Raw genomic sequence first — 22,580 nt, forward strand, 5'->3', positions numbered from 1 at the left:
CACTCTTGCTTGGACGGCGGTCTCCATGTGGTTTACCAAGTCTCGTACATGATCTTCCCTGTATGCGTCAGCTCGTACCCTCCGATTGCACTCAGCTCTTTTTGAAAAAGCTCTGACCGTAATATCTCCAGCACGCGGGATATCAGCTGCTCGTTCTCCTCGTTTTTCAGAATCACCAAATCGTATCGCTCGCGGACCAATGGCACAAAATCCACGCCGACCATGGCGGCTGCCCGCTCAATGCCTATGCCTACATCGGCTTCCATCCGTGCGACGGTGCCTGCCACAGCGAGATGATTGGCTTCCTCCCGCTCGTAGCCCATTACTTCGCTGCCCTTGATCTTGTGCAGGCGAAACTCCTCTTCGATCAGTGTACGCGCACCTGAGCCTTTCTCTCTATTGACCATCTGGATACCTGCTTTACGCAAGTCTGCCCAGGTCTGTATCGCTTTCGGGTTCCCTGGATGCACGTAAAAGCCAGCCCATCTCGACAGCAGATTGACGATCATGTACCGGTGACCGGAAAGGATGCTCCTCACGTGCGGAATGTTATATTCGCCCGTTTCTCCATCAAACAGGTGTGTGCTTACAATGTCAGCTTGTCCTGCGTACATCGCGATGAGACTGTTTATACTTCCTACATAGGAGCGAAGAGGTCGATAGGCTTGATCGCGGCTTCGCAAGTGACTGGCCAGCATGTCGAGGCTGACATCCTGACCGCTGATGATAATGTCCCGGACCGCTCCTGCTTTTACCAAAGCGGGTTCTGCCACTTGTGTTCCAGCCACAGCAGCAGAAGGTGCTGGCTGCTGCTTGTACTCTCCCTTGGCCTTTGCTTTATATGCTTCCAGATCGCTTGCATCTACTCGCATCTGCCGTCCAACCCGGTATGCAGGCAAGTCTCCCTTTTTTATCAAGTCGTACACGGTCAGCTTAGAGATCCGCAACAGCTTGGCGATTTCCTCTGTCGTATATGAATTTTCACTGCTCATGGCTGACCCCCTATTTCCTTATTCCTACCTTTCATTTTCTTTTACTTTTCGTAAAATAGCAATTGATTATCGAATACAACCTAATATAATCTAATTATATCAAGTTATATTTAATTATAACCAAATATAATTACGGAGGGTTTTCTTCATGAAAAAGCAATTACTCGCATTATGTACTTCTCTGGGCCTTTTGCTCACTGCGTGCTCCGGCACTCCTGCAGCACCTCAGGCAGCTCAGCCTGCCCCTGCCACATCCGCATCGGAATCACCTGCAGCTCCTGCAGCGCCAACCGAAAAAGCAGAGATCTTGGTTTCCGCCGCTGCCAGCTTGACCGATGCTCTCAATGAGTTGAAATCCACCTTCGAAGCAGATAATCCTGGCATCACTGTTTCCTATAACTTTGGAAGCTCGGGCAAATTAGCGCAGCAAATCGGACAAGGTGCTCCTTCTGACGTATTCTTGTCAGCAAGTGCCAAGGACATGAATGGCTTGGAAGAAAAGCAGTTGATTACCAAAGATACCCGTCAAGACTTCACCAAAAATGAGCTGGTCCTCATCACCGGTGCGTCTAGCTCCGTTACCATCGATTCCTTTGAAAAGCTGACTGATGCTTCCCTGAAGCATATTGCTGTTGGCGAACCGGAAACCGTTCCAGCAGGCCGCTATGCAAAAGAAGTCATGGACACCCTGAAAATCGGCGACAGCGTCAAGGATCGGCTCGTCTACGGCAGCGATGTACGCCAAGTGTTGACCTTTGTAGAGTCTGGTAACGCTGAAGTGGGAATCGTGTATGCCAGTGATGCTCTCATCTCCAAAAACGTGAAAGTATTGGCTACCGCAAAATCCGAATGGCACAAACCGATCGTGTATCCAGGTGCCGTTGTCGCCGCTTCTGAGCATGCAGATGCAGCAAAAACTTTCCTTTCCTACTTGACTTCTGATAAAGGAAAAGAGATCTTAAAAAAATACGGTTTCCAATAATAGACGGAATGGAGGTGGCCAGCGTTGATCGAAACCAATTTCACACCCTTGATCCTCTCTTTAAAAGTAGCCGCGCTTTCCACCTCCCTTGTTTTTGTCATCGGCTTACTGCTTGCCCGAATCATGACCCAGCGGGATTTTTTTGGAAAGAACCTGCTGGAGTCTTTCTTTTTACTCCCGCTGGTTCTCCCACCAACTGTCGTGGGGTTCGGCCTCTTGATTCTGTTTGGCAAATACGGATTTTTCGGAAAGCTGTTACATGAATGGTTTGGAATCCAAATTGTCTTTACCCTGACAGGGGCAGTGATTGCCTCCATCGTCGTCTCTTTTCCTTTGATGTATCAAAGCGCTGTTGCTGCTTTTACCAGTATCGACCGCCGCTTGGAGGATGCCGCCCGAACTCTTGGGTCGTCTGAATGGCGTCTGTTCTGGACCGTTTCCTTCCCTCTCGCATGGCCCGGGCTTTTGGCAGGGTTTGTCCTTTCCTTTGCACGTGGCTTGGGAGAATTCGGGGCTACGCTCATGCTCGCAGGCTACATCCCCGGGAAAACGGATACCATTCCTGTTGCGATTTACTTCGCCGTCGAAGCAGGCCAAATGGAAAAAGCGATGTTCTGGGTCGTCATCATCGTATCACTGGGAATGGGTACGACTTTCTGGCTGAACTGGTGGAGTAAGCGAAATCTCCGTCGGTATGCCCATCACAAATGAGGAAGGTGGTCTCCATGTTGAAGGTTTCGATCCAGAAGCAGCTTCCGGATTTTTTGCTGGACGTCTCGTTCTCAGTGAACCAGGAAATTGTGGCTCTATTCGGCCCATCCGGCTCCGGGAAAACAACTATCCTGAGCACCATCGCCGGCCTCATACATCCGGATGCCGGAGAAATTACCCTTGGGGATCAACATTATTTCGAGCAGGGAAAGAAGCCCATGCCCGTACAAAAACGAAAAATCGGCTACCTGTTTCAGGACTACGCGCTCTTTCCTCACATGACCGTCGACCGAAATATTCGCTACGGGATGAAGCCAGGCCATGAGCTTGCTCTCGAAGCCTTGCTCTCGACTGTCGGCATCGATCACCTGCTGGACAAGTACCCCCATCAGCTCTCCGGGGGGCAGAAGCAGCGTGTCGCCCTGGTGCGGGCATTGGCTACCGAGCCTGAAATTTTGCTTCTCGATGAGCCGCTCTCCGCCCTAGATTCAGACACACGCAAGCAGTGCCAGGATGAGCTGCTTCGTTTGCATCGAATGTGGAATATTCCTTTTTTACTTGTCACCCACGATCGCGAAGAAGCCGAAAAGCTTGCGGACGTGATTTTGTTTATCGAGAACGGACGAATCAAAGAAAGCCATGCTGCGACATCCTTGTCCCGTTAACCGGGGGATGTCACATGCATGGCTTTTCTTTTCAGCTTTGTGCCTATCGGGCATGAATTGGTTCGATGATGACCTCGTTCTGCTTTGCCCAGCGATGCAGCTCGACTAGAAACTGCAGGACATCCGAGCTTTCGTGATGGACACAAAGTGTATCTGCAGCCAGATCGATCTGCTGGCCATCTACCGTCTGCACTCTTTGGTTGAGAACCAGCTGACGCGTCTGCTCCATTCTTTCCTCTTTACTGATCAGCACACTGCCCTCCAGCTCGCGAGGGGCAAGCCGACCGTTCGGCAGATAAGCACGCTCTGCAAACACTTCCTCGGCTACCTGAAGGCCATGCTCCAAGCCTGCCTCCACCAGCTTGCTGCCTGACAAGGCATACAGAATCAGATCCTCGTCGATGTCAGCAACTGCCTGTACGACAGCCTCTGCCAACTCAGGTCTTTCTGCAGCCTCGTTATAAAGCGCACCATGCAATTTCACATGATGCAATTCTCCTCCGAGAGCTCGAGTCATGCCTGAAAGAGCTGCGACCTGATACAAAACCAGTTCATAAACCTCGTTCACCGATAGATTCATGGAACGGCGCCCAAATCCTTGAACATCCGGATAGCCAGGATGCGCCCCAATTTTCACATCATGCCTAAGCGCTGCTTCGATCGTTCGGCAAATGATATGTGGGTCACCAGCGTGCATACCACACGCGATATTGACGGAGGTGATCCACTTCATAATGCCCAAATCCTCAAATTGTCGCCCTCTGCTAAAGCCCTCGGCCAAGTCACAGTTAATATCTAGATGTATCATGAAGGTACTCCCCCACCTTTCCACCGCTATTCTTTATTCCATGAAAACGGATTCATACTTCCTTCTTATGGATTTCCTCTTCTAAGAATACCATGTTCTAGGTGTAAGCAAAAGGAAAAAAGCTACCGAAAACTGGCAGCTCGTGTCGGTTTTTAGGAAGAAACTGCTGTCGGTTGATTCCCTTCTTCTGTGGAGAGCGTCTCAGCCAGAGCCAGCAATTGGCTTTTCTCTTGCTTGTAATCGTACTCCTTCGCCTTATCCGGTCTGGCGTTATTGTACTCAACCGGAATCTCATGGCGATGGGACCGCTCGATTTTTGTGACGAAATGTAATTTCTCCATGGTGCGGATCGTTTCGTCGATGAGCTTGGCATCAACGTACATCGAAACGTAATTCAACCGCTTGGAGATGTAGTGAATGGTGCCAAATTTACGTAAATTTTTGGCGGCACGCGTGTTCTTCACCCACACGGCAACCCCCAGACGTCGCTCTCTCATGTCTTGGCGTCGGTCTCCTTCCCAAATCGTGGTATAATGACCTTGAAAGCTTCCGATGAAAGGAATCGTGGTCGATAATGCTGGCTACGTTTTATCAGCAATTTGAAAAAACGCTTCTCCAAGAAGGAACCATCACGTCTTACAACTGGCGCACGCACGCCGGCCAGCGCTTCTTTTATGTAAGCAGCGCGCTCCCCGCCACGAGCCTGACTACACGGCTGATGGAAACAGGAGAGCGCCTGACTACTGGTACAAAGTTGAAACCTGAGTGCATCTACGTACGCTCAGATGACCGCCATCACGTGTATCGTTTCCGTTTTCTCGTTCCAAGCGAGAAGCAATTTTGCTGCGGAAACCTTTGTGAGGACTGCTTTTTGCTAAGAGAAAATCGCTAGTACGATGCGGTTCAGGATGGCTTTTTCACGCTGCAGCCGCAGCTTCCTCCTGTTCCGCAGCCGCTGCTCTGTGCTTCGAGAAACGGATTGTTGCTCGGAACCTTGATCGTACCCGATACGGCATTTGCTATCGTGCGGCTCACTTGGTAAAGCAGTTCATCCAGGGAGTCTTCCGCCCGTTTGAATGCTTGTACGGAATCCAGCAGCTCGATGGTACGCTTCAGCTCGCGAACTTCTTTGGATATATGGTTGTAGTCGGGATGGTACTTCCCGAATCTTTGAACATCCTCGTACTGCTCTTTCTTCTTTTCAAAAAGCGCCAACAACCGCTGCGCCTCCACATCTGCCTCCATTTGCCTTTTGGCCGACAGATAGTCCGAGACCTCGCGCGACTGGTTGATCATTGTGGACAGTTCATGTGACTCCATCAGCAGCTGTGTCATGTCCGCTGCTTCCAATGTTTCCATTTGGCGAGACCTCCTTTCTCAAGGTAACTACACCTCGATTGTACCACGATCATACCCCTTCGTACAGATAATCGGGCACTACAATGCGCACTCGCTCAATATCGTCCAGGCGATAGCGCTGTTTGCCACCTTCGCCCGCAAGCAGCACAGTCCAGTACCCCATCTCAATCCGCACTTCGGTTGGCAATCCTCGCAGCTTGTCCTTGCCCGCCCGCCCAATCTCGACCTCAAGCTGTAATTCGCTTGCTCGTTTTAACAAGTCCCGCATCGATTGCGGATGGTACGATTGGAAATGCTGCGTCCACATTTTTGGAAGAGCTGCCACCTCCCCCATCCCTTCTAATGGGTCGGGAAAAGTGTTCTCTACCGCGTATCCATCCCACGGACGCTCCACCACGAACCAGCCTGCGGGCGCATTTGCTCCCTCTGCCGTTTGATCAGCAGTCTCGAAGAAATCTGGCGTTTGCGAAAGCACTTGAGGCTCGTAGCCATACTCACGGAGCAGCTCCACAAGCTGAGATTTCTGGGAAAGTGCGATCAGAAAGTCGGTTGGAGAAATGATCTGCGACAAAAATGGTTGAAAGTCAGCGATTTCCTTCCACTCTTCGAGAAACCCTGCGTGGGCGGTTCGAACCCGATAATACGGCTCCATCTGAATCTGACGTGCCGTCTTTGCCCAATGGCTGATCGTCTCCACAAGTGCTTCTGGCAGCGGATGAACACATCCTGCACGCAAAAAGTCGATGATTTGCTCTTCGGTTTTCCCAGAGGCGAGATACGCTTGCACCTCTTTCGCTTGGATCTCCCCCCGGATCATCGGACCATCAAAATGAATGGTGCAAAACCGACTGATTTCCCACACATGCAGCAGCGGTACGAGGGGAGGGATCGTGATCGAGCCTGTCGCATCGATGAACCACCCTTCTTCTGCTGTCAAATGAGGCAGACTGATCCAGCGCCAGTACAATTGATTCTCACTGTCGCTCCCTAGCTGAATCCATCCCATCCCCAGAAGCAGGTGTAGCCATTTGGATGCAATGAGCTGTTCTGCGTCAGCGGGCATAGAAAAACCCGCTTCCTTTAGTATGTGCATTTGCTCCGCCAAGGAACACCACTGATCAAGCGGGGCTTGTCTCATGAGAAGGGAAAAAGCCTCCCACCAGTCGCCATGTGGCAAATACTGGGCTGCCACCTGCTCATACAACCCCTTCCAGCGGTCAGGAGACGACTGTGCCATCCAGCGCCGGACCTCTTGCGGACGTATGGAGAGGTGCTTGTTTTGAACGTGGATGAAACCAAGGCGAATCGCTATGTCCAATGCGACGGTTAATGCCAGCCCTTCTCTTTCTTCTTGATCCAAAGGGGCCAGCGTCAAGCCCGCACAATGCTCGTCCGAAAGGGAAATGATTCCTGCCATGCGTACCGACATCCTGCGATGAATGGTGCCTTTTTGTGTAACGGGTACCTGGTTGTCGCGAATGAAAAGCAGGAGCCCAAAAAGATCCAGATGTATGCCCCGTCCACCCGTTATATAATAAGGGAGCGTTTTTGAAAGAGTAACGAACGCCCTCGAAGGTTCCGCGAGCATGAAGCTTGTTATTTGCTCCCGAATCTCTTGCGGCATGAGATAACCGATCTCGCTCCACATTTTGCGGACGGTCATAACCAATCCCAGCCGTCTCAGCCTAGTCAAGCCGACGGTTAATTGTCTTTGGTCAGAGGCAGCTTCTCGCTCCCAAGCGCGTTTGCTAAAAAAGCCTCTGGTTGATGCGATGACAAATCGCTTCATCACGTTTCGTTCGATGTCACTGGCCTGCTCCCACACGCACCGCAGAAATTGCGGGTCTTGCAGCCGAGTGGACAGATTTTGATCATCAGCGGCACCAAAGCGTTTCGTCTGCTCCACCATGATTGCTTGCCGAGTTGTTTCGGACAAATATTCCAGCGAATCCTGGACTCGCACGACTGTCACCTCTTCTTTATCATTTTCAAAAGGATATCCACAATAATGGAGGGATGTTTGAGATGTTTACAATGATTCCCGGACTGTTGCTCTCTGCTGCTTTGACATTGACAGGAATTCAGCCATCGCCTACTCCACATCCTACCCCATCAGCGACTTCTGCGGAAGGGTACGAGCCGGTAGCTGCCCCTTATCCACCAGCCGTTCAGAGCGCTCTTAGCAAAGTACGAAAAAGCGGTGGTCATACAATCGTTCGTGCCAATGGCAAATCGTACGTCGTCATCGGAGCCGGACAACGCCCAACTGGCGGCTATCAGCTGGTAGCCGATCAAGTGAAGCGTACAGGTCCGCATGGCTTTACGGTATCCGTACACATGAAGGCCCCCGCTCCCGGCTCGATGAAAATCCAGGTCATTTCCTACCCAACCCTGGTCATTGCTCTGCCGGACCAGCAAGCACAAGTAACGGTACAGATGCGATAACAGAAGCTTTTTACAGAAAAAGCCGACTTCTAAGTGCGCCAAACGGGCACTCGGAACGTCGGCTTTCTGCATGAAATGCCTTGGTGATTCTCGATCTACGGTTTGACTTCAATCGGAATACGCTGGGAGACGCCGTAGGATTCATGGTTGTTATTTGCCAGCTCCACCATGACCTCATGCTTGCCGCTAGGAATATCCTTCATTACGTAAGTGGGCTCAAATACCTTTGCCACCTTTTTCCCATCCAGATAGAGATGGACATGCCCTTCTCCTTGTCGATTCTCTTTTCCCATATTTTCGAGGGAAAAAGAAAAATTCGTGACCGCAATCTTGAGCTCCAAATCATCCTGATTCAGAGTATGGGTCACGCTCAAGGTCGGAGCTTGCTGATGGCTGTGCCCTGCTTCGACCGCTGCTTCTGTTGGGGCAGCTTCGTTATTCGCATAGACGAACCACTCCACGCAAGCAGCGATCCCGATCAGCAGCAATAATCGGTAAACAAAACGTCTGGCCTTCATCGGGACACTCCTTTCCAAATTCAGTCATCCCCCAGTGTGCCCGATTGGACCATCGTTCATTCGCCTATAAAGTTAGAAGAATTTCTTGCGGCCTTGCTCTTCTTTCAAAATCTCCACGGCTTCACGGAAGCGCAAAGAGTGGACAACTTCTCTCTCACGCAAATACTTCAAGCCGTCCTGGATATCCACATCATCTGTCATGTCAATGAGCCATTGATACGTCGCGCGCGCTTTTTCCTCCGCTGCGATATCTTCGTACAAATCGGCGATGGGATCGCCTTTTGCTTGAATGTAAGTAGCGGTAAAGGGCACCCCACCTGCATTTTCATAGAAAAGAGCTCGGTCGTGGTTGGCGTAGTGGGCACCAAGGCCCGCTGCCTCTAGCTCTTCCATTGTTGCGTCCTTGGTCAATTTATACACCATGGTCGCGATCATTTCCAAATGCGCAAATTCTTCCGTCCCGATATCCGTCAATAGTCCGATGACTTTATCCGGGATCGTGTATCGTTGATTCAAATAACGCAGGGCAGCAGCCAATTCACCATCGGCACCGCCGTATTGCTCCATCAAAAACTTTGCCATGCGGACATCGCACTTGCCGACACGAACCGGGTACTGTAGCTTTTTCTCATAAATCCACATCGTCGCGTTTTCCCCCTCATTTCTCTTTGTTAGACTTGCCAAGGCCAAGGTGCATCGTTCCATTGCCATGGATAACCCGAATAGCTGTGTCCGAGGTTCATGAGCGGCCCGTACAAGGTCTCGAATTCATTGGCCATATGCCAGCGCTGCTGCACGAGTTCATTGTATTGCTCGATGGCGTTCGCATCATTCGGATGGGTATCCAGATATAAATTCAGCTCACACAAGACGAAGTCAACTGCCTGCAGCTGTGTAAGCATTTCCATGTACTGCTCATCGCCAGGTCTTGTATGCGGATTAGCGTTCATGAATGGCCCTCCCCTCTTCTTTCCCTCTGTCCTGTCGGAACGTAAGGACTGTACAGCGCAGGCCACAGCGTGCCATGCATCAGGGCCTCCATAGGAGAGAACTGCGGCAGGTTTTCAGGCTGAAAGCCGATAAAAAGCTGGGGTGGGACGTAGTAGGATTTGACACGAATCGGCGGGCAAGGATCATGCGGGCTCACGTAAGGAAAATAGACCCGAGTTTGAGAATCCAATGGAGACATCCTCCTCCAAAAAATAGGTATCTGACCAGTCATGATTACCTTATGTCGCCCACCCATTTCAGGTGCTGGGCAAACACCCAAAAGTAGCCTCTCCTACGCAAAAAAGCTGATCCCGCTATCAGGGAATCAGCTTAGGACATGGTATTCGTTTTTTGTCTGGCCTTATTCCTTCCGTTGTAAATGCGTTCTCAAATGACCTCTCAGAACACCTACTTGCGGTTCCTTCAAGATCATGGCGTGATCCGCTTCCATGCAGTGTTCTTCAATGAGTCCGGTCGGCGACGTTTGCCAGCCGAGTCTTTCTGCAGGGTTAAGATTCGTCACCGCACGGATCAGCAAGAGCTTCCCGGGGTATGGCTTAGGCCGATAGGAGCGCGTCGCGGAAACTAACTCTTGCACGTTGTCATCCTCGGGTGAAGATTCATCAACGGACTTCTTCAGCACCTTCCCTACAAACCGCAGCTTTTGCATCACAAACGGTTTGCGCAGCTCGGAAGGCAGACGGAATAGCAGTTTGAAGCTGTTGATGATTTTGTCTTGCATTGTCAGCGGAGGCAGAGCTGGGCTCGCGTAGTTGAGGATCGCAAGCAGCTCGATTTCTTCTCCCGCCTGCAAGAGCTGCTGTGCCATTTCGTAAGCAATCGCGCCACCAAGGCAAAACCCGATGAGATGATAGGGTCCTTTTGGCTGAACCTCGCGAAGCTCGTGGATGTATTTGCGTGCGATCGACTCTACGCTTACCTCGGGAGCACCTGCAACATACCTTAACCCGTACAGCGGCTGATCCTGCCCCAAGCAGCGCGCCAATTCTCCGTAGATCAACACTTCTCCCCCTCCTCCGTGAATGCAGAAGTAAGGAGGCTTCGTTCCTACGGGCGAAATGGGCACCAGTGACTTGGACAGCTCTGCGTGATCTTCGTCAGATGCCAGCAGCTTCGCCAGCTTTTCGATCGTGTCTTCCTGGAAGACACTCGAGACAGCAAGTCGTTTCTGGAACGTTTTTTCCATATAGGAGAACATCCGCATAGCGAGCAACGAATTGCCGCCTAGGTGAAAAAAGTTGTCCGTGACACTGATTGGCTTTACGTCCAGCAACTGCTCCCAGATTTGGACGAGCGTATCTTCAATTTGATTTCGCGGCGCGGTGAAGTGTGCTTCATTGCTGGCTACCGTGGGTACGGGCAATCGCTTGCGGTCGATCTTGCCAACCGGCGTAACGGGGACCTCCTGCAGCTCCACAAAGAAGGTAGGAATCATGTACTCCGGCAATTTATCCCGGACAAACGCTCGGATCGCTTGCTGCTCAAAGCTGGCACCCGCATTCATCACCACGTAGGAGACGAGGCCAGTGGTCCCATCCTTGCCTTTCGTTACCCCTGCCACAGACTGTCGAACGCCGGGGAAGAGCCCCACAACCGTTTCGATTTCCCCCAATTCAATCCGGCAGCCCCTAATCTTCACCTGATCGTCTGCTCGACCGATAAAATCCACATGACCGTCCGCTCGATAGCGTGCCAGATCCCCCGATTTGTACATTCTCTCGCCTGCTTTTGGGCTAAACGGGTCAAGCGGGAATCTTTCTTCTGTCAATTCTGGCCGGTTCAAATATCCTCGCGCCACGCCATCTCCTGCCATGTACAAGTCGCCAATCACTCCGATCGGCACCGGCTGCAGCTGTGAATCCAGAATATACAGTCGATCTGTCGCGATGGGACGTCCGATCGGGATCGTCGTTTCATTTTGCGCGATCTCTTTGACGTGGTAGCTCGTCGTGTTGACCGCATTCTCCGTCGGTCCATACAGATTGATCAATCTGCAATTCGGAAGCTTCATTAGGCATTTGCGAGCGAGCCACACGGGCAGCGCCTCTCCACCGGGCATAACCTGACGCAATCCAACCAGCGCCTCGCTGTAATCCTCTAGCAGGACATTGAGCCGATCCGGTGTGACGTTGAGAGAGGTGACTCTGTAGCGCTGAATCGTCTGCGCGATCTCTCCAAAGGAAGGCTTATTGGTGGACAGGATGACCAGTCTGCCTCCGTTTAAAAGCGCGCCATAAATTTCAAAGGCGGATACGTCAAAGGCGACCGCGCCCAAATTCATGTACGTCTCATCCGGTCCGACACTGGCGTAGTCGATATTTTTCACCAAGCGAACGATCCCGCGATGATCAATCATGACGCCCTTTGGTTTTCCGGTTGATCCAGAGGTATACATCACGTAAGCCAAATGGGCAGCGCTGCTGCTTCTGGGGAACGAATCAGCCTTACTTTTGGCCTCCAGTGAATCCTGATCGAGGAAAACCATCGTAGCGTTCAGCCGGGGAAGGTCTGCAAAAATGCGTTCAGTGGTAATCACAAAGGATGCCGCTGAATCTTCCAGCATGTACGCAATCCTCTCACTAGGGTATGTCAAATCGATAGGTACGTAGGCCCCTCCAGCTTTTAGCACGCCCAGGTAGCTGGCGATCATGTCTGGCGATCTGTCTAGACACACTGCGACGAGCTGCTCAGGGGCAATTCCTTGGCTACGCAGGCGGTGAGCGATTTCATTTGCCCGACGATCGAGCTGTTGGTAGGAGATTCCCTGATCTTCAAACAGCAAGGCAATCTGATCGGGCCCAAGCTTTACCTGCTCTTCAAACAGATCCACCATGCTCGCGTCACGGGGATAAGCTGGCTTTGCAGTGTTCCAGTCCACGAGCAGCTGCTTGCGCTCAGCATCCGTCAAAATCGGCAAGGTGAATAGCCTTGCAGCTGGATCTGCGAGTGCGCCCTCCAGCAGCTTGAAATAATGCCCCGCTACTCGGTTGATAGTCTCCTCTCTGAACAGGTCCGTCGCATACGTGATCGCGAGCGTCATCTCTTCTTCTGACTCTACGATTCTAAACATCAGATCGGCCAGGGCGTCACCATGCCATCCATCGTCCCTTTTCGCCAGCAGATTTCCTTCCGTCAAATTCTCTCCGTAGGAAGACATGTCTAGCATGACGCGAAACATAGGAACAGATCCAGCAGATTGGCTCAAACCGAGCAACGATGCAAGCTCATCAAGTGGAATACTCTGATGCTCCCTAGCTTCCGCGAAAGCTTCTTGAACTTCTCGTACAGCTTTATCCAGTGATTTTTCCCCCGTCCAAAAGCTTTGCACGATCACCGGATTTGCCATTGGCGCAAGTTCTGATATTGTGCCAGACAACAAGGCAGCGACACGGATTTCGTCTTCAGCGTTATACCGATGCATCAGCATTTTTAACACAGTGAGCAGCACGAGAAACGAGCTTACCTGTGCTTGCTTGGCATACGTCTCGATACTCTGCCGGATCGCAGCTGGGAGGGAATAGGAGCGGGTGGTTCTAGAAGGTGCTGAAGCCGGTGAGGTTCTCGAAAAATCGGCAGGCAAATACTGCTCGGGAGGCTCATAGCCCATTTTACGTTTCCAAAAGGCAATATCCAGCTTTCTTTCTTCCTCCGTGAAGCGAATTTTTTGTCCCTCACGATACATGTCCTCTTGCTCCAAAAGAATGTTTTTCACCTGCTACTCCTCCTTTTGCACCTTCACGTCCTGAACGCGTCTTGACCTTTGAACGAACAAAAACGAACGACTGGCGTATCTGAATCTGTCGCCACCGTTCCTACGTAATGGTTCTGATAACAAAATGGCACCAGCTGCAGATTCTCTATCGCAAACCTTTCCGCTCGATCTGCCTCCAAATCAAGCGCAGCTAATCCGAGTCCAAGTGCTTTGAGCTGAGCTTCCTTTCTTGTCCAAAGCTGAAAAAACACCCGGTTCTGTTCTGCTTCTGGCATGGATTTGAGCAAATCCTGTTCTTCTCGGGAAAAAACAGCTTGCCCAATACCGTCCCACTCGAAGTCAGGATCGAGAAGCTCCAGATCGATGCCTACCGCACGATTTCTGGCGAGTACATAACAGACATGATCCCGCGAGTGCGACATATTAAATTCAAGGGCGAATGGAATGTCGTGATGGAGAAGTGATGGTTTTCCGAAGCGATTTTTTTGAAAGTGGATGGCAGAAGGCTGTATTTCGATATAAGCAGCTAAAAGAAACCGGAGGAGACGATGTGAAAATTGGTAACGAAACTGATCGTGGGGAGATCGGAAGCTTGCAGCTTGTCTTACTTCTTCCTGGGAGAGCACTTCTTGGCACGCAGGTAAAGACCCTATTTGTGCCAGCCAAACGTGAACCTCATTGCCAGCGATAAATGCCTGGCTCTTTGCTATGTCAATCGGTCGTCCGCCTTTCTCCCAGTGAGTATCGGCCTGTCCGAATGGTGTTGATTGGTCTGCATTTGCAATCGTCATGAATCCTGTACCGGATAACAGCTTGTTACACTCGTTTTCACTCGTACGGTCCCTCCCCGATATCAAAGCAATGGCTATACCCCCTATTGTACCAGCTTTTCGTTCGTTGTAAAGAACACTCGAGCGAACAATCTTTCTACTCTTTCTATTCCAAAAACAAAATGCCACCCCCATTATCTACGTTACGGGGGTGGCATTTTGTCATGTTCATCTCTCAAGAGGGCGAGAATTCTCACAAACCATGACCTTCATTAACGTTTCGGCGCTCGGAAACCGGCAGCCTTCGCTTCTTCCTCTGTTGCAAACCACATTTCCGCATTGGTTTGCTCATAGCTTGCAGAGCCAGGCACGTGATAGATTTTTTCGCCTTTGGCATTGATGTTTCCTTTGATCGTCTTGCCCTCTGGCGCGGCCTCCTTGGCAGGCTTGGCCGTTGTCGCTTTCTTCTCGGGCTTCTCTTCGGATTCGGATAGTCCCCATAGCCCTTTGTTGTTCTCCCTCGCCTCTCGTTCCGCTTCTAAAAACAGATCGGCATAGGCTACGTTGGGAGGAATCGTCATGATGCGTGCGTAACCGTCGCGCACCAGCTTTTCGTTGACGAAGGTCCCATCCTGCAGGTACATATACGCTAACAAGCGCTTGTATTTATCGTATGGCTCTACATCGAACTTCAGCTTGACCTTTTGGCCTGTCAGCAGCTGCTTGGAGAACTCACTTGCTTCTTTTCCATACGGCTGTACTGGTGTATTCGGTTTCACCGTTTCTGGCGTATCCACCCCGATGAGCCGCACTTTCTCTCCTGTTGAAAGTTCAACTGTATCTCCATCCACTACCCGCTGGACGGTCGCTTCCATTTCCCCGTTTGCCACAGGTTGTCCCGTCGTTGAAGAACAGGCACCCAGCAAAGCAGAGAACAGTGCCAGGCAGATTGCAATACGTTTCATCTCGTTCCTTCCCTTCTCCCACGTTGCATCGGCTTATAGCGTAGTGGAAGTTCCTTCTCAGGTCAAGAATCAAGCTCGCAGCCGCGCAAACGCACGGAAAAAACGACCTATCCGATGAGGTCGTTTTTGTCTATACATGTGGATTAGTCACGATCCGCGTTAAATAAGAACAGCAACACGACCACCACAATAATAATCCAAAGAAGCTCGTCGTTATCTCGATCAAAAAAACTGTCAAACAGACCCATTTCGGAGTCCCCCTTTCCTTCTCGCTACAGCCTATGCAAAAGACTAGACGCGTGTCAGTAGGTGGAAGAGCCCAAAAGTGAAAAAGATGTTCTATAGCAGCTTGGCAGAAATTACGTGCACGTATGGGGTGATTTGCTGTGCTTGGTTCTGAAAGCCTAGCTTTGTCAACTCCTCTTGCATGCGAGTACGATTCGCATAGCATTCCTTTCTCATCTGCTCCACCGCCTGCTCATCTCCTGCCGCTTCCAATTGCTGCAGACGGGCAAGACGTTCCTCTTCATTTTTAAACATCAGGTCAGCGATTACCAAACGTCCGCCGGGCTTGAGTACACGCCGACACTCCGCCAGCGCCAGCGGCTTTTGCTCATCGGTCAAATGGTGGAGCGCATAGCTGGAAACGGCAAAATCAAAGCGGTTCTCCAAAAACGGAAACGCGAAAAAAGTCCCGATCTTCGTCTCCACCTCAGGATGCTTGCGCCTGCACTGCCGCAGCATTTCCAAGGATTGATCAAACCCGCTCATCTTGACACCCGCACGGACAAAGCGTCCCGCCAGGTTGCCGGTTCCCGTTCCGACATCCAACCCCCATTCGCCTGGCATGGGAGCAGCCGCTTGGAGGACGGCATCCAGCACTTCCTCGTAGTTTTCGTGTTTGTTGAAGCCATCCTGTTTTCGCGTTACCAGCTCGTCATACACTTCTGCGATCTGATTAAAATTCCATCGATCTACCCAATCCGCCCGTGTCTGACGTAGGCGCTTGCTTCCTTCCGCCAGCTCAAAAAGCGAAGCAGGGTCGATGACCGTATCGCTTTTGACCCGCTCGATCATCGCCTCGGTCGTCTCGATCACCTTGCTAAGCTCTACCCACCGGTCGTACATAAAAGAGCGCTGCAGCTCCAGATAGTTCAGCAGGCTCCCCTCTCCTTCCTCCATTTGCCGCAGGAGCTCACCGATGTCTTCAATAGGCATCCCTACCTCGCGCAGGGTGATGATCGTCTGCAAACGCCACAGGTCTTCCTCGGAAAATTGACGATACCCGGATTCATCTGCCTTTTGCGGGTGAATTAATCCTTTTTCTTCGTAATAGCGGATGGCTCGCGGCGTAATTTGCAGTCGCTGTGCCATGTCCTTTATTTGCATCAGGTACATCTCCCTGCTTGTTTTTTCCTCGTCAGTCGTATTCTAAACCTTTCCGTTACGTCATAGTAAAGGGAAGCTTTTTCTTTAAGGATAGGAGAGACGGATAAAGAACTCTAGAGGGCTAAATGAAATAGGGATATTTCGCCAGCGCAACGGCAGCTTGGGCAGCCTCCCTGGTGTTTACCTTTTCCAACTGGTAGTCATCGTGGTTCGCATTGTAGATGATTACATCGTACTTTTCCTTCTGCGCCTTGCTTATGATCACACCTGCAGACTCGGCAAAGAAGGGGTTTGAAATATTCCCGATAATCAATCCAATTGTTCTGGTCTTCTTTTCAACCAAGCTTCGCGCGATCTCGTCTCGGGTAAAGCCTAGCTCATTGATCGCCTTAAGCACTTTTTCTCGTGTACCTTCCTTGATAAACGGGTAATTATTCAATACACGGGAAACGGTTGACTGCGACACCCCCGCCTTTTTGGCGACGTCGTCTGCTGTAACTCTTCCTTTCATCATCAAACGAATCCTTTCCTTACACCAACAAACGGAACGATCTTTTGAGTAATATAATGGCTTTCTTTTTCATTTTCAACACATTTCTGACAACTTTTTATGTAAAAAAGGCTGACGGACTCTATCGCCGGCAGCCTCGTACAAATGAGCGTTCCCCACAAATCGTTTTAATGTGTAGCAGGCTCCGAGATTTCCTGGAGGGCATCGCTCGCCTCGTCGTGGTGCACTTGGCGAATGGCCATGTCAGCCAAAGCAACGATCCCTACGAGCTTGCCGTTCTCTACGACAGGCAGGCGACGAATCTGGTGCTGTGCCATGATTTTCGCCGCTTCGTCCACAGTCATTCCTGGCTGACCAAGAATGATGTCACGCGTCATCACGACTTCTGTCGCTGTTGAACCTTCGTGCTTCTCAGCCAACCCGCGAATGACAATATCACGGTCAGTTATGATTCCAATCACGTCATTTTTCTCGTTGACGACCGGGATCACACCTACGTTCCAGTCACGCATCTTGCATGCCACTTCATACACATTATCCTTCAGCGTCACGGTCGCGATATCTTTTGTCATGATTTCGCGCAATGTACGATTCTCTACTTTCGCCATCTATGTTCTCCTCCTTTAGCTAATGAACGCTTGTAGTGTGTCCTGTTACCTATTCCTTCATTCGTTCAACTGGGACATGCGTCATGATTTTCGACTAGAGCAGACCTGTCTGACTGTGATAAGATGGAAGCATGGTGCTTTTGGACAGTAGCAAAAAAAGACCGCTGGGTGCTGCAACACCCGCGCGGTCCGTAAGCTACAATGGTCGTTCCTTTCGGGGAGTCGGCTCCTAGTACCTGCCTGTAGACCTCCCGGCTGTGAAGCTCAAGGGAGGTCTACTTTTTCTTACTAGATGACAGCATTATTACTAAAGTCCCAAATGTCAACATTAGACTTAGTGCTTCGAATACTGTCATAGTATCACCCCCTTTCATTCGGGGATGCCGACCGCCCTTGAGAATCAATCCATTGTGTAGCAAATTATACCATATCATGGCAATTCCGGTCATCTACTCGTAAGATTGACTTATACATTGCGCTTCTTCCAAAAACAGACTATCATTAGGATGTGAAAATCTTACCTTTTTGTAGGAGGAAAAAGAATGGTTATCAAGGATACTGGGGTAAGCACCAAGGAAGTCTTTTTCGCCGATCTGGAACACTATATGAGTGATCTCGGTTTCGATCGTGGTGCTTGGGATTACAAACACGCTACATACGACTATAAAATCCAAGATAAAGGAAACGTTTATTACCTGCGTCTGGAAGCAAACGTGACCGAAGGAAAGCTGGAAGACTCCCACGCTGTCCTGAAATTGGAAGATCCTTATATGGGTAAGCATCTGTTCCCACATGGCTTGGACTACGATTATCCGATTCCAGATTCCGTGATCAAATCGGCCAAGCTGAAACTGCAAATGCTGAACGAAAAGCTGTCTTCGCACTAAGCCTCGGCATTGCGACAATTGAAATAGTGCTGCGAAACAGAGAGGTGTCCCCTCTCTGTTTCACGTAGAAGGGGGTTCTACGATGAAAACACGGGGCGTACCTGATTTTTTGTTACTGTTTTTAACCGCCCTGATCGTGGGGTTCGGCATCACAATGGTACTCAGTTCCAGTTCGATTTTTGCGCTGACCAGCTTCACCTCAAACGGCTGTGATTACTGCAATGGCGATGAACTGTACTTTGTGAAACGGCAAATTCGCTTCTTAGTTTTAGGCATAGTCGGGATGCTGGTTGCCATGAACATTCCCTTTTCTTTTTACAAACGCAATTTCTTGCTAATCGCCACGGTAAGCTTTTTCGCCTTGCTGCTGGTACTGGTGCCAGGTATCGGGGAGAACATCAAAGGGGCTCGCTCCTGGTTTCGCATCGGTTCTTCCAACCTCCAGCCTGCCGAGTTCGCGAAGCTGGGGCTGATTTTGTACCTGGCTGCCATCATCTCCAAAAAAGGGGATGGGATACGAAAGCTAAAATCCGGCTTGATGCCTCCCCTCTTAGTGACCGGGCTGTTTTTTCTTTTGATTGTTGCCCAGCCTGACCTGGGATCGGCTGCCATTTTGCTTGGGACCGGCCTGATTGTCATGGTGTGTGGTGGCGCTCGGCTCCGTTATTTGATTGGGATTGGCGGCCCTGTAGTTGCGCTAGCTTTGGCCGCTTACATTACCGTCAAGCAGCACGCACTCAACCGAATTCACTCCTATCTGGACCCGTGGAGCGATCCCCTGAATACGGGCTACAACATCATTCAGTCGTGGATTGCTATCGCCCACGGCGGCCTGTCTGGTACGGGATTTGGTAAGAGCATTCAAAAGTATTTATATTTGCCGGAAGCGCATACCGATTTCATCTTTTCGATTATTTCCGAAGAGCTGGGCTTTATCGGGGCTTCCATCTTCCTGCTCATCTATCTGTTATTTTTGCTGCGGGGGATCCACATTTGTCTGCGCGTCAAGGATACCTTTGCCAGCCTCGTCGGAATCGGCATCATCAGCATGATTGCCCTCCAAGCTGCGATCAACATCGGGGGTGTGACGGGAATCATTCCTTTGACGGGTGTCCCTCTTCCCTTTATCAGCTACGGAGGTTCCTCCCTATTGGTTTGCCTGATCTCTACAGGAATCCTGCTGAACGTGTCCCGAGAAGTCAGCCGTCAAAAAGTGGACGAGCAAGTAACAAAAACGACCTATACCGTTTGAGGAAAGAAAAAACGACCTGCTTTTGCCGCAGGTCGTTCTTATTTGATTTCGATCGTTTCGACACGGACATTGATTGCATCCACCCAGAGACCAGTCAGTGTTTCAACCGCATCCTTCACTTTTTCCTGGAGAGTGTGACAGACCTGATGGATAGGCGCCCCGTATTTGACGGATACCCGCATGTCGATGGTTACCTTGTCTTCCACCATCGAGACGCTGATTCCTTTGGATCCGCCATTGATTTTCTTAGCTAAATCCTGATACAGCCCCCCCGAACGGACTGAAACCTCCAGCACCTCTTCTACCGCCACTCCTGCTATTACTGCAATGACTTGATCTGCGACTCTGATTTCACCGAGTTTTTCAACCACTGGACGCCCTCCTCCTTGCCCGATTTTTACTCTCTCCCACCCGTTTTATCTGACTTTTCTCTCATTATAAACAAATCATGCTTGGGCTTGGAAGGGGATTTGTTTTTTTCTCTCCGTTAATGTCGGAGAAGTGCATGTCACGTCGAGAAGTGTCAGTACATTGGTCGAAAGAGCTTCACTGATGGCGCTGCTCAAGTCACCGACCGTACGTACATGACGCCCGGAAACGCCACAGGCTTGTGCCCACATGACGAAGTCGGGATTGTGCAGCTTTGTACCAAATGAGCGATAGCCCGCTTGCTTCATTTTGACTTCTTCCAAGCCTAATGACGCGTTATTGACGACGATCAGGAGAAAATCCGTATGCTGCTCCACCGCTGTCATCAGCTCCGCGAGATGTATCTGCAAGCCACCGTCCCCTGTGATGCAGACGACCTGCTGCTTTGGATGAGTAAGCTTGGCGGCGATTGCTGCAGGCAAGCCAAAGCCCATCGTACGCCACTTGCCCGAAAACAAAGGAGTTTGTGCACGCGTACGAAACGCACGGTTAAACCAGAGCGTGTGCTCGCCGGTGTCTAAGGCGATGATCGCGTCATCTTTCACCAGCCTTCCCAAGGTGTGCAGCAAGGTTTCGGGTTTGATCTGCTCACTTCCTCCTTGATTGGTGATGCTTTGCGTCTCTTCCCAAAACCGGGCATGCCATTTTTCTACCTGTTCTTCCCAAGCATGTTCGACTGTACGCATTTCTAAACGTCTCTGCCATAATGGAAGGACATCATCGAGATTCGCGGTCACAGAAACAAGATGTGGATGCGCATGAATGGACTCCGAATGAGAATCCACTTGAATGATGGGAAGGTGCTTGGGAACAAACGATTGAGGAAACCAGCTCGCTCCCAAAATGACCAGCAGATCCGCCTTTGCAAGTGCTTGGAGAGCCGCTTCACTGCCACCTTCCCCGAGTCCCCCTAGCACCAGCGGATGAGAATCCTCTATACTTCCCTTCGCTCCCAGCGACAAGAGAATGCCGGCACCGAGGTTCTCTGCAAACCTGCGGCAGCTCTCTGCATCTGCCCGCCCTCCCGCACCTACCAGAACCAACGGCCTTTTTGCCTGTACCAGCTGCTGTGCAGCATGCTCCATCTCGATCCTATCCGGCCTGACAGCCTGAGAAACCCGCGGCAGTTCAGGAGTAATTTCTGCTGTGGTCATTTCCTCGAAAACATCCTTGCATATCGCTACATGCGCGACTCCTTTTTGCTGGGCAGCTGTAGCAAATGCTTTGTGCAGGACGGATCCAATGGCTTTTGGATGAGTGACGGTCGTCGTGTACTTGCACAAGGGTCGCATCAGGTCTTCTTGGGGAACATACTGCTTGTACGCTCCTCCCATTTTGTACGTTTCGACCTGTCCTGTGATGGCAACGACGGGCACATGATCGGCCCACGCATCTGCGAGACCATTTAAAAGGTTAACGGTTCCCGGGCCTGTTGTGGCGATACAGACAGCGGGACGCCCTGTGAGCTTCGCCTCTGCACTCGCCATCAAGGCTGCTGCCGCCTCGTGCTTGCAAGGTACATAGTGAATCGAATTTTGCTTGCTGAGCGAATCCAAGAAGGCAAAGAGTGCGTCTCCGGTAACACCATAGATTCGTGTAACACCCCAGGCCTGCAACTGCTCCGTAATGAATGAAGCGACTTTCCGCATACGTGCGCCCTCCTTTCTTTGTACAAAGCTAGTGTGTACTTCCTCCAGTATTTTACTAATGGCCCTTTTTCACTTCTTGGAGAACCTAATCTCTATCATCTGGTGTTCAGCACCCTTACGAAGGAGGATTTGCCATGAAACAGCCTTTTAAATGGCTGATGGCCGTAGCGGTACTTGCAATTCTCATCACGACTGCAGTAGTGGTGTACCCTCATCGTTCTGATGCATTCAGCCAACAGATCGTGAAAGTTGGTGCACAAGGCTCCGATGTCCGTGAGATGCAATACCGCCTGAAATTTTTAGGCTTCTACACAGGGAAAGTAGATGGCGTATTCGGATGGCGCTCCTACTGGGCTCTACGCAACTTCCAGTACGAGTTTGGGCTTCCTATCGATGGTGTTCTCGGTGCCAAAACTAAAGTGAAGCTTTATAACGCAACGAAGAACTACAAGCCTACTGCCTCTGATTTGGGCGTACCGCAAACCTCTCAAGGGACGCGAAGCAATACGGGCACACCCAGCAAACAGACGTATCACGCAGCAGGTATTTCCGAGAATGACCTGCGCTTGATGGCGAATGCCGTATACGGAGAGTCTCGTGGAGAACCGTACATCGGCCAAGTGGCCGTAGCAGCCGTCATCCTCAACCGCACGAAAAACCCTGCGTTCCCGAATACGCCGGCTGGAGTCATTTTTGAGCCACGTGCCTTTACCGCTGTTGCAGACGGACAAATCTGGCTAACGCCCAACGAAACCTCCAAGCGCGCTGTTAACGACGCTTTAAAAGGATGGGACCCTACTGGTGGCGCCATTTACTACTTCAACCCGGACACGGCGACTTCCGGATGGATTTGGAGCCGTCCGCAAATCAAGAAGATTGGCCGACACATTTTCTGCCGTTAAATTCCTATACGTTCA

The 22,580-nt window shown here is 50.8% G+C and carries 26 protein-coding genes; 8 read left to right on the forward strand and 18 right to left on the reverse strand.

Annotation, left to right across the window (positions count from 1 at the left end):
* Nucleotides 1-32: 32 nt before the first annotated feature.
* Nucleotides 33-992, reverse strand: a complete 960-nt coding sequence (locus EDM55_RS12770) for a substrate-binding domain-containing protein (RefSeq protein ID WP_092268091.1) — start codon at nucleotides 990-992, stop codon at nucleotides 33-35.
* Nucleotides 993-1,140: 148 nt separating this feature from the next.
* On the opposite strand from EDM55_RS12770, the gene modA reads away from it, so the two are divergent.
* Genes modA through EDM55_RS12785 form a run of 3 tightly spaced genes read left to right on the forward strand, consistent with a single transcriptional unit; the run spans nucleotide 1,141 to nucleotide 3,350 of the window.
* Nucleotides 1,141-1,974 (forward strand): molybdate ABC transporter substrate-binding protein, encoded by an 834-nt coding sequence (gene modA, locus EDM55_RS12775; protein ID WP_092268090.1) that lies wholly within the window; start codon nucleotides 1,141-1,143, stop codon nucleotides 1,972-1,974.
* Nucleotides 1,975-1,998: 24 nt separating this feature from the next.
* A complete protein-coding gene (gene modB / locus EDM55_RS12780; RefSeq protein WP_092268089.1) occupies nucleotides 1,999-2,685 on the forward strand; it encodes a molybdate ABC transporter permease subunit in 687 nt (228 codons plus the stop codon).
* Between the two features lie 14 nt (nucleotides 2,686-2,699).
* Nucleotides 2,700-3,350 (forward strand): sulfate/molybdate ABC transporter ATP-binding protein, encoded by a 651-nt coding sequence (locus EDM55_RS12785; protein WP_122960498.1) that lies wholly within the window; start codon nucleotides 2,700-2,702, stop codon nucleotides 3,348-3,350.
* Between the two features lie 43 nt (nucleotides 3,351-3,393).
* On the opposite strand, the gene EDM55_RS12790 is transcribed toward EDM55_RS12785, so the two are convergent.
* Both EDM55_RS12790 and EDM55_RS12795 read right to left on the reverse strand, forming a co-directional pair.
* Nucleotides 3,394-4,158: a 5-oxoprolinase subunit PxpA gene (locus EDM55_RS12790; protein WP_092268087.1), complete on the reverse strand. Its 765-nt coding sequence runs from the start codon at nucleotides 4,156-4,158 to the stop codon at nucleotides 3,394-3,396.
* Between the two features lie 152 nt (nucleotides 4,159-4,310).
* Nucleotides 4,311-4,655: a YlbG family protein gene (locus tag EDM55_RS12795; protein WP_092268086.1), complete on the reverse strand. Its 345-nt coding sequence runs from the start codon at nucleotides 4,653-4,655 to the stop codon at nucleotides 4,311-4,313.
* 77 nt (nucleotides 4,656-4,732) lie between these two features.
* Between EDM55_RS12795 and EDM55_RS12800 the strand changes: the two genes are divergently transcribed.
* Nucleotides 4,733-5,050, forward strand: a complete 318-nt coding sequence (locus EDM55_RS12800; RefSeq protein WP_092268085.1) for a hypothetical protein — start codon at nucleotides 4,733-4,735, stop codon at nucleotides 5,048-5,050.
* An 11-nt stretch (nucleotides 5,051-5,061) separates the two neighbouring features.
* Here the strand turns inward: EDM55_RS12800 and EDM55_RS12805 are convergent, their stop codons facing one another.
* Together EDM55_RS12805 and EDM55_RS12810 are read right to left on the reverse strand one after the other, a co-directional pair.
* Nucleotides 5,062-5,517, reverse strand: coding sequence for a YlbF/YmcA family competence regulator (locus EDM55_RS12805; RefSeq protein ID WP_092268084.1), 456 nt, complete (start codon nucleotides 5,515-5,517; stop codon nucleotides 5,062-5,064).
* Nucleotides 5,518-5,566: 49 nt separating this feature from the next.
* Nucleotides 5,567-7,480, reverse strand: a complete 1,914-nt coding sequence (locus EDM55_RS12810) for a hypothetical protein (RefSeq protein ID WP_122960499.1) — start codon at nucleotides 7,478-7,480, stop codon at nucleotides 5,567-5,569.
* 62 nt (nucleotides 7,481-7,542) lie between these two features.
* Between EDM55_RS12810 and EDM55_RS12815 the strand changes: the two genes are divergently transcribed.
* Nucleotides 7,543-7,962 carry a protease complex subunit PrcB family protein gene (locus EDM55_RS12815; RefSeq protein WP_122960500.1) on the forward strand — a complete coding sequence of 140 codons (420 nt, stop codon included), beginning with the start codon at nucleotides 7,543-7,545 and terminating at the stop codon, nucleotides 7,960-7,962.
* 95 nt (nucleotides 7,963-8,057) lie between these two features.
* Here the strand turns inward: EDM55_RS12815 and EDM55_RS12820 are convergent, their stop codons facing one another.
* The 11 genes from EDM55_RS12820 to EDM55_RS31440 all read right to left on the reverse strand — a co-directional run bounded on the left by EDM55_RS12820 (nucleotide 8,058) and on the right by EDM55_RS31440 (nucleotide 17,895).
* Nucleotides 8,058-8,480: a hypothetical protein gene (locus EDM55_RS12820; RefSeq protein WP_092268081.1), complete on the reverse strand. Its 423-nt coding sequence runs from the start codon at nucleotides 8,478-8,480 to the stop codon at nucleotides 8,058-8,060.
* A gap of 72 nt (nucleotides 8,481-8,552) precedes the next feature.
* On the reverse strand, nucleotides 8,553-9,122 hold the full coding sequence (locus EDM55_RS12825) for a manganese catalase family protein (RefSeq protein ID WP_122960501.1): 570 nt from the start codon (nucleotides 9,120-9,122) through the stop codon (nucleotides 8,553-8,555).
* A gap of 29 nt (nucleotides 9,123-9,151) precedes the next feature.
* Nucleotides 9,152-9,430 (reverse strand): spore coat protein CotJB, encoded by a 279-nt coding sequence (locus EDM55_RS12830; protein WP_092268068.1) that lies wholly within the window; start codon nucleotides 9,428-9,430, stop codon nucleotides 9,152-9,154.
* Nucleotides 9,427-9,660 carry a spore coat associated protein CotJA gene (locus EDM55_RS12835; protein WP_092268067.1) on the reverse strand — a complete coding sequence of 78 codons (234 nt, stop codon included), beginning with the start codon at nucleotides 9,658-9,660 and terminating at the stop codon, nucleotides 9,427-9,429. Before EDM55_RS12835 ends, EDM55_RS12830 begins: the two co-directional genes overlap by 4 nt.
* Nucleotides 9,661-9,831: 171 nt before the next feature.
* Nucleotides 9,832-13,203 (reverse strand): non-ribosomal peptide synthetase, encoded by a 3,372-nt coding sequence (locus EDM55_RS12840; RefSeq protein WP_122960502.1) that lies wholly within the window; start codon nucleotides 13,201-13,203, stop codon nucleotides 9,832-9,834.
* Nucleotides 13,204-13,226: 23 nt separating this feature from the next.
* Nucleotides 13,227-14,060: a 4'-phosphopantetheinyl transferase family protein gene (locus tag EDM55_RS12845; protein ID WP_170184312.1), complete on the reverse strand. Its 834-nt coding sequence runs from the start codon at nucleotides 14,058-14,060 to the stop codon at nucleotides 13,227-13,229.
* Between the two features lie 185 nt (nucleotides 14,061-14,245).
* Nucleotides 14,246-14,938, reverse strand: a complete 693-nt coding sequence (locus EDM55_RS12850) for a thermonuclease family protein (RefSeq protein WP_122960503.1) — start codon at nucleotides 14,936-14,938, stop codon at nucleotides 14,246-14,248.
* A gap of 339 nt (nucleotides 14,939-15,277) precedes the next feature.
* On the reverse strand, nucleotides 15,278-16,327 hold the full coding sequence (locus EDM55_RS12855) for a MerR family transcriptional regulator (protein ID WP_092268063.1): 1,050 nt from the start codon (nucleotides 16,325-16,327) through the stop codon (nucleotides 15,278-15,280).
* Between the two features lie 121 nt (nucleotides 16,328-16,448).
* A complete protein-coding gene (locus EDM55_RS12860) occupies nucleotides 16,449-16,841 on the reverse strand; it encodes a LacI family DNA-binding transcriptional regulator (RefSeq protein WP_221175501.1) in 393 nt (130 codons plus the stop codon).
* Nucleotides 16,842-17,005: 164 nt separating this feature from the next.
* Complete coding sequence (locus EDM55_RS12865; RefSeq protein ID WP_092268062.1) at nucleotides 17,006-17,446, reverse strand: CBS domain-containing protein; 441 nt, start codon at nucleotides 17,444-17,446, stop codon at nucleotides 17,006-17,008.
* 275 nt (nucleotides 17,447-17,721) lie between these two features.
* Entirely contained in the window at nucleotides 17,722-17,895 is a 174-nt protein-coding gene (locus tag EDM55_RS31440) for a putative holin-like toxin (RefSeq protein WP_220388411.1), read from the reverse strand.
* Nucleotides 17,896-17,988: 93 nt separating this feature from the next.
* On the opposite strand from EDM55_RS31440, the gene EDM55_RS12870 reads away from it, so the two are divergent.
* Nucleotides 17,989-18,333 carry a YugN family protein gene (locus EDM55_RS12870; protein ID WP_092268061.1) on the forward strand — a complete coding sequence of 115 codons (345 nt, stop codon included), beginning with the start codon at nucleotides 17,989-17,991 and terminating at the stop codon, nucleotides 18,331-18,333.
* 82 nt (nucleotides 18,334-18,415) lie between these two features.
* Nucleotides 18,416-19,585, forward strand: a complete 1,170-nt coding sequence (gene ftsW, locus EDM55_RS12875) for a putative lipid II flippase FtsW (RefSeq protein WP_092268060.1) — start codon at nucleotides 18,416-18,418, stop codon at nucleotides 19,583-19,585.
* 38 nt (nucleotides 19,586-19,623) lie between these two features.
* Here the strand turns inward: ftsW and EDM55_RS12880 are convergent, their stop codons facing one another.
* The gene (locus EDM55_RS12880; protein WP_092268059.1) at nucleotides 19,624-19,956 is read right to left on the reverse strand and encodes an Asp23/Gls24 family envelope stress response protein; all 333 of its coding nucleotides are present in this window, start codon (nucleotides 19,954-19,956) and stop codon (nucleotides 19,624-19,626) included.
* 75 nt (nucleotides 19,957-20,031) lie between these two features.
* Entirely contained in the window at nucleotides 20,032-21,663 is a 1,632-nt protein-coding gene (locus EDM55_RS12885) for a thiamine pyrophosphate-binding protein (RefSeq protein ID WP_092268058.1), read from the reverse strand.
* A 134-nt stretch (nucleotides 21,664-21,797) separates the two neighbouring features.
* Here EDM55_RS12885 and sleB point away from each other — a divergent pair, with 134 nt between their 5' ends.
* Complete coding sequence (gene sleB, locus EDM55_RS12890) at nucleotides 21,798-22,565, forward strand: spore cortex-lytic enzyme (protein ID WP_092268057.1); 768 nt, start codon at nucleotides 21,798-21,800, stop codon at nucleotides 22,563-22,565.
* Nucleotides 22,566-22,580: the final 15 nt, after the last annotated feature.

Source organism: Brevibacillus centrosporus, from assembly GCF_003710815.1.
GTDB lineage: Bacteria > Bacillota > Bacilli > Brevibacillales > Brevibacillaceae > Brevibacillus > Brevibacillus centrosporus.